Origin of the sequence: Nonomuraea sp. KM88 (assembly GCF_052245635.1) — a bacterium.
Taxonomy (GTDB): domain Bacteria; phylum Actinomycetota; class Actinomycetes; order Streptosporangiales; family Streptosporangiaceae; genus Nonomuraea.
The window spans coordinates 364,222-378,879 of record NZ_JBQQCC010000007.1 but is presented as its reverse complement, the minus strand read 5'-3'; the positions used below and the strand labels follow the sequence as shown (position 1 = coordinate 378,879).

The 14,658-nt window shown below is 74.1% G+C and carries 14 protein-coding genes; 9 read left to right on the top strand and 5 right to left on the bottom strand.

Annotated features, from left to right (window positions below; translation table 11 throughout):
• The first annotated feature begins 75 nt into the window (after positions 1-75).
• From ACTWPV_RS23340 to ACTWPV_RS23320, 5 genes are all read left to right on the top strand, one after another.
• On the top strand, positions 76-1,728 hold the full coding sequence (locus tag ACTWPV_RS23340; protein ID WP_443153388.1) for a protein kinase domain-containing protein: 1,653 nt from the start codon (positions 76-78) through the stop codon (positions 1,726-1,728).
• The gene (locus ACTWPV_RS23335; RefSeq protein WP_443153387.1) at positions 1,725-3,239 is read left to right on the top strand and encodes a protein kinase domain-containing protein; all 1,515 of its coding nucleotides are present in this window, start codon (positions 1,725-1,727) and stop codon (positions 3,237-3,239) included. The genes ACTWPV_RS23340 and ACTWPV_RS23335 overlap by 4 nt, the downstream gene beginning before the upstream one ends.
• The gene (locus ACTWPV_RS23330; protein ID WP_443153386.1) at positions 3,236-5,167 is read left to right on the top strand and encodes a serine/threonine-protein kinase; all 1,932 of its coding nucleotides are present in this window, start codon (positions 3,236-3,238) and stop codon (positions 5,165-5,167) included. Before ACTWPV_RS23335 ends, ACTWPV_RS23330 begins: the two co-directional genes overlap by 4 nt.
• On the top strand, positions 5,157-6,869 hold the full coding sequence (locus ACTWPV_RS23325; RefSeq protein WP_443153385.1) for a serine/threonine-protein kinase: 1,713 nt from the start codon (positions 5,157-5,159) through the stop codon (positions 6,867-6,869). The genes ACTWPV_RS23330 and ACTWPV_RS23325 overlap by 11 nt, the downstream gene beginning before the upstream one ends.
• Positions 6,870-7,066: 197 nt before the next feature.
• Complete coding sequence (locus ACTWPV_RS23320) at positions 7,067-8,215, top strand: serine hydrolase domain-containing protein (protein WP_443153384.1); 1,149 nt, start codon at positions 7,067-7,069, stop codon at positions 8,213-8,215.
• Here the strand turns inward: ACTWPV_RS23320 and ACTWPV_RS23315 are convergent.
• The 3 genes from ACTWPV_RS23315 to ACTWPV_RS23305 form a co-directional block, all read right to left on the bottom strand.
• Entirely contained in the window at positions 8,169-8,432 is a 264-nt protein-coding gene (locus ACTWPV_RS23315; RefSeq protein ID WP_443153383.1) for a hypothetical protein, read from the bottom strand. The genes ACTWPV_RS23320 and ACTWPV_RS23315 overlap by 47 nt on opposite strands.
• A gap of 233 nt (positions 8,433-8,665) precedes the next feature.
• The gene (locus ACTWPV_RS23310) at positions 8,666-9,994 is read right to left on the bottom strand and encodes a lanthionine synthetase LanC family protein (RefSeq protein WP_443153382.1); all 1,329 of its coding nucleotides are present in this window, start codon (positions 9,992-9,994) and stop codon (positions 8,666-8,668) included.
• A gap of 108 nt (positions 9,995-10,102) precedes the next feature.
• The gene (locus tag ACTWPV_RS23305) at positions 10,103-10,306 is read right to left on the bottom strand and encodes a DNA glycosylase AlkZ-like family protein (RefSeq protein WP_443153381.1); all 204 of its coding nucleotides are present in this window, start codon (positions 10,304-10,306) and stop codon (positions 10,103-10,105) included.
• 53 nt (positions 10,307-10,359) lie between these two features.
• Here ACTWPV_RS23305 and ACTWPV_RS23300 point away from each other — a divergent pair, with 53 nt between their 5' ends.
• A complete protein-coding gene (locus ACTWPV_RS23300; protein WP_443153380.1) occupies positions 10,360-10,587 on the top strand; it encodes a hypothetical protein in 228 nt (75 codons plus the stop codon).
• Between the two features lie 93 nt (positions 10,588-10,680).
• Here the strand turns inward: ACTWPV_RS23300 and ACTWPV_RS23295 are convergent, their stop codons facing one another.
• Positions 10,681-11,502 (bottom strand): nucleotidyltransferase domain-containing protein, encoded by an 822-nt coding sequence (locus ACTWPV_RS23295; protein ID WP_443153379.1) that lies wholly within the window; start codon positions 11,500-11,502, stop codon positions 10,681-10,683.
• Positions 11,503-11,568: 66 nt separating this feature from the next.
• Here ACTWPV_RS23295 and ACTWPV_RS23290 point away from each other — a divergent pair, with 66 nt between their 5' ends.
• From ACTWPV_RS23290 to ACTWPV_RS23280, 3 genes are read left to right on the top strand one after another with little or no spacing between them, the layout of a single operon-like run.
• Complete coding sequence (locus ACTWPV_RS23290) at positions 11,569-12,159, top strand: ArsR/SmtB family transcription factor (RefSeq protein WP_443153378.1); 591 nt, start codon at positions 11,569-11,571, stop codon at positions 12,157-12,159.
• A 1-nt stretch (position 12,160) separates the two neighbouring features.
• The gene (locus ACTWPV_RS23285) at positions 12,161-12,895 is read left to right on the top strand and encodes an SRPBCC family protein (protein ID WP_443153377.1); all 735 of its coding nucleotides are present in this window, start codon (positions 12,161-12,163) and stop codon (positions 12,893-12,895) included.
• A 31-nt stretch (positions 12,896-12,926) separates the two neighbouring features.
• Positions 12,927-13,409, top strand: a complete 483-nt coding sequence (locus tag ACTWPV_RS23280) for a metallophosphoesterase family protein (RefSeq protein WP_443153376.1) — start codon at positions 12,927-12,929, stop codon at positions 13,407-13,409.
• On the opposite strand, the gene ACTWPV_RS23275 is transcribed toward ACTWPV_RS23280, so the two are convergent.
• On the bottom strand, positions 13,402-14,421 hold the full coding sequence (locus tag ACTWPV_RS23275) for an ABC transporter substrate-binding protein (protein WP_443153375.1): 1,020 nt from the start codon (positions 14,419-14,421) through the stop codon (positions 13,402-13,404). The two genes, ACTWPV_RS23280 and ACTWPV_RS23275, sit on opposite strands and share 8 nt — an antisense overlap.
• Between the last annotated feature and the right edge of the window lie 237 nt (positions 14,422-14,658).

Here is a 14,658-nt window from a genome sequence, read left to right as displayed (position 1 = left end):
GCGAGGCCGCGCCGCGGGAGACCGCACGCATGGCATCTAAAGCGGATTTATATCGCTCCTTTCTACGCTGGCGGGATGTCGAGTGTTGAGGACCGCTTACTGGCGGGTCGCTACCGCCTCGTTTCGCCGATAGGCACCGGCGGCATGGGCACGGTCTGGCACGCGCACGACGAGCGGCTGGACCGGGAGGTCGCGATCAAGGAAGTACGGCTCCCTCCCGAGCTCGGCCCCGGCGAGCGCGCCGAGCTTTGCGCCCGCATGGTGCGGGAGGCGCAGGCGGCCAGCCGGCTCAAGCACCCGGGCATCGTCACCGTCCACGACGTGCTCACCAGGGACGACCGCCCGTGGATCGTCATGCGGCTGCTGCGCGGCCGGCCGCTCGACCGGGTGATCCGCGACTCGGGGGTGCTGCCCGTGCGCCAGGTGGCACGGCTCGGCCTCGGCGTGCTGGACGCGCTCGCCACCGCCCACGCCGCCGGCGTGCTGCACCGCGACATCAAGCCGGCCAACATCTTCGTCGGGGAGGACGGCGCGCCGATCCTGACCGACTTCGGCATCGCGACGGTGGAGGGCCAGGCGACGATCACCGAGTCGGGGATGCTGGTCGGCTCCCCCGGCTACATCGCCCCCGAACGGCTGCGCGGGGAGCGCCCCGGCCGGCAGTCGGACCTGTGGTCGCTGGCCGCGACGCTGTACGAGGCGGCCGAGGGCGAGCCCGCCCACCCGGGCGGCGACGCGATGGCGGTGCTGGCGAGGGTCCTCACGGAGGAGGCCCGACCGCCCCGGCGGTCGGGATCGCTCGGGCCGCTGCTGACCCGCATGCTGGCGCGCGAGCCCGCCCAGCGCCCGGCCGCCGAGCTGGTACGCCGCACGCTGGCGAGCATCGCTCAGGACGCGGAACCGCCGCCGCTGCCCGCGCCCGCCGCCCTTCCCTCCGGGCGGCGCGCCCTGCCGTTCTCCTCCGGGCGGCGCACCCTGCCGCTCGCCGGCGGGGGCGGGCGCCGCCGGCGGCTGATCCTGGCCGCGGGCACGGCCGCGCTGCTCGTCTCGGCCGGCACGCTCGCCGTCACGAATCTGCGGGGTGAGGATCCCCCTCCCGTGGCCTCACCGCCGCCCGCCGTCTCCGTCACCGCCACGTCCCCGTCCGCCGTGGCCCAGCCGGTGGAGGAGGAGCAGGCCAGGTTCCCCGCCCCGATCGACCTGTGCACGCTCGTCACCGCCGAGCAGGCCGCCGAGATCGTGCCCGGCGCCTCACCGCGCGGCGGCACGCTGTTCAAGAACGGCGACAGCACCGGATGCCGGTGGACGGTCGAGGGCAGGGGCCTGTTCGTCAGCGAGGAGCCGTTCGGCACGGTCTATCCGGAGATGTGGGACAGCCAGCCCGTCGACGCCCACGACGCCTACGTCAACCTGCGCAACCATCTGCACGGCGGCGACAAGCGGCTGATCGTCTGGACCCGCCCCTCCATCGGCGTCACCCAGCGCACGCAGTCCGACCAGACAGGCTCCACGGACGTCCCCGGGCTGGGGGCGGAAGCGCTCACCTACGACCTGCTCGTACGTCACCAGGAGGACGTCATCAGCACCACCGTCGCCTACCGGCTCAGCAACGTGCTGCTGGAAGTGACCTACACCGACATGAAGGACGGCTCGTCGGAGCGGACCCGCGAACGCGCGCTGCGGGCGGCGCGCTGGACGGCCGCCGCACTCGAGGAGAGGGCGGCATGAACCCGCCGGGAGACCGCTACCGGATGTCGCGGCCCGCGGGCGAGCGGGCCTTCATCGCATCGGACCGGCAGTTGCTCAGGGAGGTGCTGATCAGGGAGGTGCCCTCGCCGCCGGAACTGCCCGGGAGCGAGCGCGACGTGCTCGCGCTGAAGGCGGTGCAGCGGGCCCGCGCCGCGTCGCGGATCTCGCATCCGGCGCTCAACCCCCTCCTCGACGCGTACGTGGCGGACGGCGCGGCCTGGCTCGTCTCCGAGCCGATCGACGGCATGCCGCTGGCGCAGGCCGTGCGCGAGCGAGGGCCGCTCCCTGCCGGGCAGGTGACCGCCATCGCCACGGACGTGCTCGGCGCGCTCGCGGCCGGCCATGCGCTCGGCCTGGCGCATCTGGGCGTGCGGCCGGACACGGTCTGGCTCACCGCGTCCGGCAGGGGCGTGCTCACCGGGTACGGCTGCGCGGTGCCCGAGCTCTTCGGGGGCGGCTCCGGGGGCACGCCGGGCTTCACCGCCCCGGAATGCCTGTCAGGAACGGGGCCCGCCCCGGCGTCCGACCTGTGGTCGCTGGGCGCCACCCTGTACCTGGCGGTCGAGGGCGTGCCCGCGTTCCCCGAGGGCGGGCTGGCGACGGTGAGCGCGGTGCTCGCGGGCGAGCCGCGCCCGCCGGTGCGCGCGAGGGCGCTGGCGCCGCTGCTGCTCGCCCTGCTCGCCCGCGACCCCGCCAGGCGGCCCGCCGTGCCGGCCGCGCTCGACACGCTCCGCGGAGGCGGGCAGCGCCCGGCGCTCCGGCTGGGTGGCGGCATGGTGGCGCTGTCCGCGGCGGGACTGAGCCTGGTGGTGGCGGCGCCGGCCGTCGCCGTGACGCTGTCGCTGAGCGGCTCCCCCGGGCCCGCGCCGCGCACCACGTACGCGCCCGTCTCGGCGTCCTCCGCCGCCTCCACCGCGGGTAGCGCCTCCCCTGCCGCCACGGCACCGGTCGGCACCTCCCCCAGCGCCACGGCCACGCCGGGAGGAGCCGCCTTCGCCTCCATCCCGCGACCGTGCAGCCGGCTCACCGAGGAGCAGGCGCGGGAGCTGGTCCCCGGCTACACGAAGTCCCCGCTGGAAGCGAACGAGTGCTCGTGGTCGACCCTGGACGACGGAAAGAACTCGATCATCCTGAAGGCGTTCCTCATGAAGCCGGGGCCGCTGGGCGACGGGACGGCCGTGGCCCGCGAGTACGTCATCGGCATGCGGCAGGAGGCTGCCAGCATGGCCGGCCCGTCCGCCGTGGGCGGCAGGGAGCTGCCGCCGCGCGACCTGCCGGGCGTGGGCGACCTGGCCGCAGGACGCGACAAGGTCTCGTCATGGGCCGGCGACAACAGGCTGAACACGGAGGTCTGGTTCCACGTGCGCAACCTGGCGATCCTGCTGCGCTGCGAGCGAGACGTGCCGAGCACGGTCACCGCCGACACCGACGGCTCCGTGCGCAAGTGCGCGGAGACGGCGGCACGCCACGTCGCGGAAGGGCTGACATGACCACGCTGCTCAACGAGCGCTACCGGCTGACCGTCCCCCTCGACGCCGGCGAGAAGACCACCGTGTGGCGGGCCAGGGACGAGGTGCTGCACCGGGACGTGACCGTACGCGCCCTCGACGAGCGGGACCTGCCCGGCGCCCTCGCGGCGGCACGCCTGCGGCATCCGGCGGTGGCCGCCGTGCACGACGTGTTCACCGTTGACGGCCGCTCGTGGCTCGTCGCCGAGCTGCCGGAAAGCCGCACGCTGGGCCGGCTCGTGGCGGAGCGCGGCCCGCTGCCCGCCGGGCAGGTCGCGGCGCTGGGCGCGGACCTGCTCGAGGCCCTGGTCGCCGGTCACACGCTGGGCGCGTTGCACGGAGCGGTCCAGCCGGACCACGTGGTGGAGCCGAGCTCGGGACGGTGGGTGCTCACCGGGTTCGGTACGGGGGACGCGGATCCCGCCTTCACGGCGCCGGAGTGCCGGGCCGCCAACGCGGTGCCGGTTCCCGCCTCGGACCTGTGGTCCCTGGCCGCCACCCTCCTCACCGCGACCGGCGCCCCGCTTCCGCCACCCGCCCCCGGCCGTCCCGTTCCCGGGAAGGTGGCGTACGGCCGCCCGGCCCTCGAACGGGACGTCCCCGACCGGCCGGACACCGACCAGACCAGCCCTCACCAGACGGCGGCAGAACGGCACGACGGACCGGACACCACCCGGACCACACCCGACTTGAAGGCAGCCGCACGAGACACGCCCGAGCAACCGGAGACCGGCCAGGACGCGGCCGGCGGAAGCGTGCCGGGCCAAGCGGCCGGCGAAGGCCTGACGAGCCGGGCAGACGGCACCGGCGTTCCGGCCCCCGGAGGCCTGTCTGGCCGGACGGCCGGGGTGGGGACACCGGAGGATCGGGCGCCGACCGTACGGGTCCGTCCCGGTACCGGAGGGCAGGATCGGCGCGGAGGTGGTGATCGCCCCGCCGGCACGCTGCGCCTCGACCGCCCCGGCGCAGGTGCGGAGACGGAGGACGCGGCGGCCCGGTTGCGGCGGCTGCTGCACGAGCTGCTCGCCGAGGACCCGGCACGGCGCCCCGACGCGTGGACGGCGCAGCGGACGATGCGGGACATCGCCACAGCGGGGCGGGCGGACCGCGTCACCGGTAAGACCACGGTGGAGCTGCGGCTGGGCCGGCGTCCCGCGCTGCAGGCGCGGCCGTGGGCGCTGGCGGCGGTCGCGGCGTGCCTGGCCGTCGTGGTGGCCGGAACGTCGGCGGGTGTCACCGCGGCGTTCGGCCCGGACCGTACGGCGGCCGTCGCCGCCTCCACCGCCGGGCCGTCCTCGGGAGGCGGGCGCGGCGGCACCCCGTCCCCTGCGGCGACCGGCCGCACTCCTCCGCCCGCGAACCTGCCCGCGACCCCGGTCGTCCCTCCGGGCGCGGACTCGGGGACGGGCGAGGTGACCACCCAGCCGGACATCTGCCGTCTCCTCACGGATGAGCAGCTCGCCCAGCTGGTGCCCGACAGGGATAAGCCGTTCGCGTTCGAGCAGCGGAGTTGCGACTGGAAGTCCGATCTCTCGGACATACCGGGTCGGCTGGTCTACGGGCTGAAGGTGGACGTCGAACGGAGCGGAGACCCCGCCGAGGCGCGGCGAACATTCGGTTACGCTCGCGACTCCGCCTATCGCATGGTGCATGCCACGACGGACGGCAGCATCGTCTACCGCGAGCCCCAGAAGCTGGAAGGGCTCGGCAACGAAGCATTCATGGCCGACTTGACCCACGTGGCCTCGACGAACTCGGAGCCGAGCTTCAGGGCCTCCGTGCACTTCCGGTTCAGCAACGCGGCGGTGACGGTCGAGTACGGACGGGACGTGGAGGAGGACCAGCGCATGCGCGAACTGGCGGTGCAGGCGGCCCGATGGGTCGGGGAAGCGCTCGCCCGTGAGTACTGACGGTCTGCTCGCCGGGCGCTACCGGCTGGGGAGCTCGCTGGGCGAGGGCGGCATGGGCATCGTCTGGCGGGCCTGGGACGAGCTGCTCGGCCGCGAGGTGGCCGTGAAGGAGGTGCGCCTGCCCGCCCACATGCCCGCCGACGCCCGGCAGGAGCTGTGCGAGCGCACCATGCGGGAGGCCAGGGCGGCGGGCGGGCTGGCGCACCCGTCCATCATCACCGTGCACGACGTGCTCGTCGCCGACGGCCGCCCGTGGATCGTCATGGACCTGGTGTCCGGGCCCTCGCTGGAGCGGTTGCTGGCCGGCGGCGAACGGCTGTCGCCACGCCGGGCCGCGGTGATCGGGCTGCAGCTGCTCGAGGCGCTGGCGCTGGCGCATGAGCGGGGCGTGCTGCACCGGGACGTCAAACCCGCCAACGTGCTGCTGGCGGAGGGCGACCGGGCGATCCTCACCGACTTCGGCATCGCCGTGCGCTCCGGGGAGGCGGCGCTCACCTCGGCGGACGCGGTGGTGGGCTCGCCCGGGTACATGGCTCCCGAGCGGGTGCGCAACGACCGCGCGGCCGGGCCGCCGTCCGACCTGTGGTCGCTGGCTGCGACGCTGTACGCAGCCGTCGAGGGCCGGGGGCCGTTCCACCGGGACAACCGGCTGGCGACCCTCGGAGCCGTCCTGACCCACCCGGCCCCTCCCCCGGCGCACGCGGGCCCGCTGGGGCCGGTGCTGCTGGCCGTGCTGGCCAAGGATCCCGGTCGACGCCCTGACACCGAGGCGTTCCGGCAGGCTCTGCACGCGGTGGCGCACCCCGACCAGGCCGGCGTCACCCCCGGTGTCACTCCGGACGGCACCGGGAGTGACACGGCCCGGAAACGTGCCAGGAAACATGCTCGGGGACCCGGTGGGGAGCACGGACGGGGCGGCGCCGCGTACCCGCCCGGGCAGGCCTCCCCGTCGCTCCCCGGCGGGACGGCGCCGGGCCCGCGCACCGGGCGGGACGGGGTCGACACCGTGGACCACCCGTTCCAGCCGGCCTTCCCGGCAGCCCGGCGGAGGCGACCGCTGGTGGCGGCCGCCGTGGCGGGCGCGGTGGCGGCGTCGGCGGTGACGGCGGCCGCGCTGCTGATGACGAACGCCACGACGACGACCGGCCCACCCGGCACCACGACCAGCGGGCCGACCACCGGGCCGACCACCGGGCCGGTGACCGCAACCTCCGTCTCCACGCCGCCCCCGTCGCCCACCGCCGCGGCCGTCCCCGATCCGTGCACCCTGCTGACCGAGGCGCAGGCGGCCGCTCTCACGGGCGGCGCCCCCTCCCCCGAGGGCACCACCACCTGCTCCTGGCGGGGACGTACACAACTCGACATCAAGATCAACGGCTATCCGGAGGAGAAGACCGCCGAGGAGACCCTCGCCCTGCACCGCGCCGCCGCGGTGTCGGAGGCCGGCGTCGGCAAGGGGGAGCTCACCACCGTGACCGTTTCCGCCGTGCGGAGGGTGCCGGGCCTGGGCGATGAGGCGTTCGCGCAGGACGAGGGGACCGTCTCCGACTTCGGTGACAGCGCCGCGACCACCGTGTGGCTGAGATCCGGCCGCACCCTCCTCACGGTCACCCACACCGCGCGCGAGCAGCCGAAGGTGAGCGACGACGTCCGCGACGGCGCGCTCCGGGCCGCCCGCCAGGCGCTGGCCAACCTGCCCTGACGGCACCACGGCCCGCCGGCCGGCGGCGGTTCCGCGCGACGCCGACGCGTCGAGGGGGTCACGCGCGTCAGCCTGTGGTCGCAGCCCGGGTGCGACCAGCGTGGTAGGCGAGGTTCGTCAGGAATGAGGACGAGGACGGCCGCGGGCCCTTCGAGGATGGAGATCGTTCACCGCCGTCCCATCGAAGGAACCTCTACATGTCCCTCCTGACCGGCCGCCGCGTGGCGCCCACCGTCCTCATCGCCGCGGGACTGCTGTCCCCGCTGCCGGCGAGCGCGCAGGCGCAGGAGCATGCCGGCGTGCGCCAGGCGCTCGACGCGATGGTGGCCGCCGGCGCTCCCGGCGTCCTGGCCAGGATCGACGACGATCGCGGCACCTGGATCGCCACCAGCGGCGTCGCCGACCTGGAGACCCGCGCGCCGGTGCCGCGCGAGGCGCGGTTCCGGATCGCCAGCCTGACCAAGAGCATGGTGTCCGCGGTGGTCCTGCAGCTGGTGCGGGAGGGCAGGGTGAGCCTGGAGGAGAAGATCGCCACCCGGCTGCCCGGCCTGGTCGAGGGCGGCGACCGGATCACCGTACGGCAACTGCTCAACCACACGGGCGGCCTGGCCGACTACGCGCAGGCGCCCGGGTTCGCCGACCCCGCCCGCTTGCACAAGACCTACACCCCGCGGCAGCTCGTCGCCGAGGCCGAGCGGCTGCCGCGACCGGAGCGGGGCCGCTTCTCCTACTCCAACACCGGCTACATCCTGCTCGGGGTGCTGGTGGAGAAGGTCACGGGCCACGACCTGGGCGCCGAGCTGAAGCGGCGGATCTTCCGCCCGGCGGGCATGACGCGCACGTACCTGCCGCTGACCCGGCCGGACATCCGCGGCCCGCACGCCACCGGCTACTACCTGCCCAAGGGCGCCGACCCCGAGGTGCCGGGCTCGCTCAAGCCCATCACGCGGCTGAACCCGTCGTTCGCGTGGGCGGCGTACGGGGTGGTGTCGGACGCCCGCGATGTGAACCGCTTCTACCAGGCACTGTTCGGTGGCCGGCTGGTCACGCGCGACCTTCTCGCCCAGATGCGTACCGGGGTCGGCACACCGCAGGCGCCGGTGTTCCCGCGGTACGGGCTCGGACTCGAGTCGGCGGGGCTCACCTGCGGCGAGACGTGGGGCGCGACCGGGGCCATCCCGGGCTACCAGACGTTCGCCTTCGCCGACGCGGCGGGCAGGCACCGGATGACGCTCTCGGTCAACGTGCACCGCAGCGATCCGAAGGTCGCGCCGATGTTGCTGGCGGGCGTCGACGCGCTCAACCGCTACTTCTGCGGCGAGCCGTACAAGCCGCCGACGAAGTGACGCCGAGCCCGGCGATCGCGTAGGCGCCGGCCGCGACCACCACGTCCACCCAGCACAGCCCTCTCCCCCAGGCCAGCGGCACGGCGGCCGCCAGCGCCGCGAACGGCGCCAGCACGGCTCCCCAGAGTGCGGCCGCCGCGCCCCGTCCGCGCCCCGGCGCGGACGGGGCGGCGCCCGCCCGGTTCTGATCGGCGATGCCTGTTGCGGTTGGAGCCATCCCAGATCCGCCTCCCGTCGAACGGCTGAAAGCGCTTCGGGAGACCCACGCCTGCCCGATCGGAAACCGTCATACCGCGCATCGATCCGGATTTGGCATTGACCAGGGTGATTCTGGGCCGGACATCGGCGCGTGTTTGCCACCGGCCTGACCGGACGCCGCGAGCGGCTCATGAGCGCCGGTACGAGCCCGTACACGCGGCAGGGCGTGCCGAAGCTCAACCGGGCAGCCCGTCACGCCCCGCGCAGCGCCGCCGGCGGCACGGGTATGGCGGGGAACGGGTTGTCAGGCAGCAGGATCACCCGGCGTGCCCTGTTCGGCTGCCCGGCGGCGTCGAGGTGGAGCAGCGCCGCGCCGATGCCGGCCGCGCCCACCATGTATCCGGTGTCGGCCGTCACCTCCTCCGGCCGCAGCCGCCGGTAGGCCTGGTACCAGCGGTAGCCCCGCCCGTCGTGGTCGCTGGCCCGGCCGATCAGGTCGGCGGCGAGCGTCCTGGCGTACTCCAGGTGTGAGGGGTTGCCCGTCGCCGCCCATAAACCGGTGAACAACTCGATCAGGCCGGCCGCGCCGCAACACTGGCAGGCCACGTTCCAGTAGCCCTCGGTGCTGCGGCGCGGCACGCCGCTCTGCACGATGCCGCGCGCGAGCCGTTCCACCCAGTCGAGGTCGCCCGGGTCGCCCGCCACCCGGTGAAGCTCGTAGAACATCCGGGCCACGCCCGCCGAGCCGGAGCAGAAGCCCAGGTAGTGCAGCCCGCGCGCCTGCGGCACGTGGTGGGGGACGACCGCGCACGCACCGGTCACCACGCTGATCTCGCGGACGAAGCCGGCACCGCTGCGCGCCGCCGCCAGGAACCGGTCGTCGCCCGTCACGCCGTACAGGCGGGCCAGCAGGAACGCGGTGCCCGCCGTACCGGCCAGGAAGCCGGGTGTGACGGCATCGGACGGCAGGCCGGGACCGTCTCCGAAGAGGTGCCCCGGCACCGGCAACCGGGCGATGCGCAGGCCGGCCTCCACCGCCGCCTCCTCGCAGGCCGGCAGGCCGAAGCGGGCGGCCGCGGACAGGAGGCCGAGCACGACTCCGCCGTCGCCGCGCTGGGCAGGGTCGCGCGACCAGGCGACGCCGTCGCCCGAGGACCTTCCGAGGTGGACGACGTGCTCGGCGATCGCCCTGGCCTCCGCCTCGAAGCGCTCCTCGCCGAGCGCCCAGCCGGCCTCCATGAGCGCCACCATCGTGCCGGTGAGCCCGTGGTAGAGCGAGACGTCGTCGCGCTCGCGCCAAGTGGCGGCGAGCCACCGTGCGCCGGCCCTGGCGTCGTCGAGGTAGGCCTCGTGGCCCGTGGCGGCGGCCAGTTCGAGGAAGAACAGCACGATGCCGGCGCCGCCCGAGTAGAGCGACCAGGGCTCGGGGGTGACCGCCGACCCGCCGCGCAGGTCGGGATTGGCCAGCCAGCGCCTGCCGTGCTCGTCGTCGGCGGCGGCGGACCTGATCCACCGCCCCGCGCGGATGGCGGCGGTCACCGGGGAGTCGGCGCGCGCGCTCGACGGGCGGGTCCTGTCCATGCTCACCACCCCATCTTCCCACACATTTGGTAGGAAAATAAGTATTCACCGCCGCGTCACCGACACGCCCGTGCGCCGCACCGCGGGCGAGTCAGGAGGACGCCACCGTCACGCGTGCGGGCCCGCCGTGACCGTGCCGACGGTCAGTCTCGGCCGGCCCTCCATCACCGCACCCACCCGTTCCACCTGCTCGTCCAGCTCGCGCAGGTGCGCCCGCGACAGGTCGCCCAGCGGCTCCACCGTGACATCGATTCTCCGCCCCGAACGCCGCTGGTGCCAGACCCCGCCCACGACGCCGTCCACGAGCAACACGGGCAAGGTTCCCCGCCTGCCCGCCGTTCAGCGCCCGGCCGGCCGCCGCGCCCGTGATCGGGGTCGGTCATCGCGCGCGTGACGTACGCGACCTCGCGCGCCATCACGGCCAGCCGCACCCCGACGAGCCGTTCATAAGGGTCGCGCCGGGCCCGCAGCTCGTCCAGCACGACCCGCAGCTCGGGCCGTCCGTCCCGGGCGAGCGCGGCCGGACGGCGGCACCGCTGCCCGTGGGAAACGGGTCCACCTCGGCGATCAGGGCGCTGGGCGTGAGGGCATGAGACCGCAATAACCGCCCCATTATGGTGCTACGGCGCGCCGATCGTGAGCCAGCGACGTTATCTGGCTCGATCGGCGGAGGGCCATGGCGTGGGTCACGCGCCGCAGGCGGCCCGTACGTCCGCGACCAGCCGCGCCGCCGCGTCGATGGTGCGCCCGATCTCCTCCGGCGTGTGCCCCACCGAGGCGAGCAAGGCCTGGGCCCGCTCTCCGAACCCGCCGGGCGCAGATGGCAGCCGGTCCGCCGAGGCGATCATGGCCTTCTCGTTGACGAGCCAGGCGCCGTCGTGGGCGTGCAGCGCGTGGCAGGCGACGCCGAGCGCGCGGAACAGGGCCGCCGCGGTGTACGCCGGGTCGCGGCCCGCCGCGCCGTACCGGGCGGCCGACAGGGCGAAGTCGCCCTCCCACAGCCCTCCGACCAGGGCGTCGCGCAGCGCCGGCGGGTAGGCGACGGCGACCTCGTCGCGCAGGGCGGTGAGCTCGCCGCCCGCGTCGGCGAGGACCCGGCACAGGGCCACCTCGCCCGCGTACGCGTGGGAGTAGAAGCCCAGGGGGTGGCCGACCTGGAAGCCGATCTCGTAGCGGCCCGCGCGGCAGTCTCGCCAGACGCTGTGCACGCGGTCAAGGTCACGGTAGATCCAGTCGACCCGCCACCCGTCCATGGTGAGCCAGCCGCCGCCGTCCACCCACGGGCCCCAGCCGCCCGGCTCGGTCACCTCGGCGGGCGCGCCGGTCAGCTCCGTGGCGAGCGCCCGCAGGTCGTCCACGGCGAGCGGGCCGCGGTAGTAGAGGCCGAGGTCGATGTCGGAGTCGGGACGGTGGGTGCCGCGCGCGCGGCTGCCGCCGAGGACGACGGCGACGACCCCGGGCACGCCGGCCAGCCGGGCGGCGATGGGGTGGAGATCCGGTTGTCGCACGGGCCGATCCTAGCGGGCCGCCCCGGGCCGTTTGACAGATTTTTTTGTCGGTGACATCGTTCACGCATGGACGAAGTGGCGGTGATCGAAGACCCCGCGGCGGCCGAGGCGTCCCTCGACCCCATGCGCTCGAAACTGCTGGCCGAGCTGGTCGAGCCCGGCTCTGCCACGTCGCTGGCCGCCAGGGTGGGCCTGGCCAGGCAGAAGGTCAACTACCATCTGCGGACGCTGGAGAAACACGGCCTGGTGGAGCTCGTCGAGGAGCGGAGGAAGGGCAACGTCACCGAGCGCGTGATGCGGGCCACCGCCGCGTCGTTCGTCATCTCGCCGGCCGCGCTGGCCTCCGTGCAGCCCGACCCCGGCCGGTCACCGGACCGGCTATCGGCGCGGTGGCTGCTGGCGCTGGCGGCGCGGCTCGTACGCGATGTGGGCGCTCTGGTCAACGGGGCGGCCAGGGCGCGGAAGCGGCTGGCGACGTTCGCCATCGACGGCCAGGTGCGTTTCGCGTCGGCGGCCGACCGGGCGGCGTTCGCGGAGGAGCTGACGCAGTGCGTGACCTCGCTGGTCAGCAAATATCATGATGAGTCTGCTGAAGGCGGGCGTGATCACCGGCTGATCGTGGCCATGCACCCTTCCGTGCACCCGAAGGAGCGCTGACGTGGGGCACGCGTTCGAGCTCCCCCATGAAACCCTGGTCGAGGCGACCCCGGAGGAGGTCTGGGAGGCCATCTCGACAGGGCCGGGCATCGATTCGTGGTTCATGGGCCGCAACGAGGTCGCCGACGGGGTGGTCCGCACGGCCTTCGGCGGCTTCGCGATGCCGGAGTCCACGGTGACGGCCGCCGAGCCCGGCAGGCGCTTCGCCCACAGCAGCGCCACCGGCGAGGACGGGCGCTTCGTCGCCTACGAGTTCCTCATCGAGGGGCGCGACCGGGGCAGCGCGCTCGTCCGCCTGGTGACCAGCGGGTTCCTGCCCGGCGACGACTGGGAGGACGAATTCGATGCCATGTCCAGGGGCATGGAGATGTACTTCGCGACGCTGGTCGAATATCTCGGCCACTTCGCGGGACGGGCGGCGACGCCCGTCACGGAGTTCGGGCCGCCCGTCGGCGACTGGCCGCGCGCCTGGGAGCTCCTGTACGCCGCCCTCGGCGGCCCTCCCTCCCCCGGCGACCGCGTGCGGTTCGGCCCCGGGCAGGTCGAAGGAGCGGTGTACTTCCGCAACTCCCAGACCCTCGGCATCCGAGCCGATCACGCGATCTACCGCTTCCTCCAGGGCTTCCACGGCCCCATGATCGCCGCACACCTGCTCTTCGAGGATGAGCGCGGGGATGAGCGCGAGGGCGGGCGCTGGCGGGCGTGGCTGGACGAGCTGTACGCGGACGGGACGTGACGACCACCGCGACCGGGGCAGGAAGGCGGGCATGAGAGTCGTCGCGCTGTCCGACACGCACGCCCCCAGGCGCTGGCGCTCCTGCCCGCCCCGCGTCGCCGAGCACGTGCGCGGCGCGGACCTGATCCTGCACGCGGGCGACGTCTGCGTCCCCTCGGTGATCGAGGAACTGGCCGCCTACGCCCCCGTGCACGTGGTCAAGGGCAACAACGACGGCCCCGACCTCGACGCGCCGGAGACGCTGGAGCTGACCCTGGACGGGCTGCGGATCGCCATGATCCACGACAGCGGCCCGGCCAAGGGCCGCCTTCCCCGCATGCGGCGCCGTTTCCCGCGGGCGGGCCTGGTCGTGTTCGGCCACTCACACATCCCGCTCGACGAGTCGGACGGCGGCCTGCGCATCTTCAACCCCGGCTCCCCCACCGACCGCCGCCGCCAGCCGCACGGCACGCTCGGCCTGCTCACCATCGAGCACGGGGCGCTCACCCGGGCCGAGATCGTGCCCGTCACGTGACGACGTCGTCGCGCGACTTGTCGAGGTTGGCCTTGAGCTCCTCCATGACCTTGGCGTACCCGAGGTAGCTGTAGCGTTCGGCCGCGTGCCACGGATAGAGCTGGCCGGCCTTGACCGCGGGCAGCTTGGCCCAGGTGGGCTTCGCGGCCATCTCGTCGATCTTCATCGACTGGGCGCGGGCGTCCACCAGGATCACGTCGGCGTCGTACTTGTCGGCGTTCTCCCAGCTCAGCACCTCCCAGAAGCCGCCCTCGCTCTTCGTGGGCCGGTCCGGTGAGACGATGTTCAGGCCCAGCTCGCCCCAGTACTTGATGTCGGGGTGGTCGGGCAGGTAGGCGACGTACAGGTTGTCCGGGGTGCCTGTGACGATCATCACCTTCAGGTCCGGCCTGTCGGCGGCGAGCGTCTTGAGGGCGTCACCGGCCGCGTCGAAACGTCTCCTGGCATCGGCCACGGGCGCGGCATCGGGGTCCGCGCCGAGCGCGGCGGCCAGCCGGCCGTACGTCTCGATGATCTCCACCAGGGGCTTGCCGCTGAGCTGCACGCCGACCGTGGGGGCGATCTGGTCGACCACCTTGACCGACTCCTCGGGGACGTACCAGAGGGTGTTCTTCTGGTACATGCCGGCCACCAGCAGATCGGGCTGGAGCGAGGCGTACTTCTCGACGTTGAACTCGCCCCACACGTTCCCGATCGACTCGACCTTGGAGATGTCGACCTCGCCCACCTCGGGGTCGCGGCCGCCGTCCTTCAGCCGGTGCGGGCCGAAGACCGCGACGGGCCGCACGCCGAAGTCCCACAGCGCCGCCGCCGCGCCCGACTGGGCGACGACGCGCTGGGGGCGCTCCGGGAGGGAGACCCGCTTGCCGCGGTCGTCGGTCCAGGTCCATGCCCCCTGGCCGGACGCCGGCGGCGCGGCGGCGGGTGGCGGGGCCGTGCCGCCGCAGGCGCCGGCGCCGAGCAGCGCGGCGGCGCCGATGGCGGCCAGGATGCGGCGCGGGACAGTGGCCATGGGTGCTCCTCTTCGCAGCGATCTACGCCCTGATGGACGCCATATTAGATTAGCCTTACCTAACCGATAATCGCGGGCCGCCGGAACGGGCGTAGCGGGAAGCACGCGCCGTACGACCGGTGGTGTAGCGGACGTGGCGACGGCCGTCCGATGCCCGCGGGGGACGCCCGCACGACCCTTGGCAGTAGGGCGACGGCAAGACGAACGGGAAGAAGCCGTGAGCGCCCTCCAGCACAG